The organism is Neisseria sp. P0021.S006, from assembly GCF_051956895.1.
In genome coordinates this window covers 1-546 of the sequence record NZ_JBQCWZ010000984.1, presented here as the reverse complement: position 1 = coordinate 546, position 546 = coordinate 1, and the positions used below count along the sequence as shown (strand labels likewise).

Genomic DNA, 546 nt, shown 5'->3' with positions numbered 1-546 from the left:
GCTATTTATCAAGCAGGCATCAACAAAACTGCCGCCCCAGAAATCGCCAAAAACATCCACGAACTGTCTAAAGCGTCCAATATGGATGAAGAGCTGTTCAACAAACTGTTTTTCGGCGCACAAACCCATGCCGAAGAATACATGGAAAAAATCAGCCCCCTGCTTGACCGCGACGAAAAAGACCTCAGTCCTATCGAACGCGCCGTTTTGCTGGTTGCCTGCCATGAGCTGAGCACCATGCCTGAAACCCCCTATCCTGTCATCATCAACGAAGCCATCGAAGTTACCAAAACTTTCGGCGGCACCGACGGCCATAAATTCGTCAACGGCATCCTCGACCAGCTGGCTTCCCGCATCCGCCCTGATGAACCGCGCCGCAAAGGCTAAGATTGACTTCACATCGGAACAAGATTACTGATCTTTGCCCTATTGAGGCTCATCTGCTTATACAGCCAAACCATCCAAAAGGCCGTCTGAAATTCAGACGGCCTTTTATATTTCGATTTATTCCGATTTTGGTATTTCATAACCGGGGCAGTTTTGTTT

At 48.5% G+C, this 546-nt stretch carries 1 protein-coding gene; it reads left to right on the top strand.

Features of this window, described 5'->3' with window-relative positions:
• The coding region (nusB, locus tag ACTHUM_RS18290) for a transcription antitermination factor NusB (protein ID WP_440403720.1) at nucleotides 1-387 on the top strand (387 nt) is incomplete at its 5' end.
• Nucleotides 388-546 lie beyond the last annotated feature (159 nt).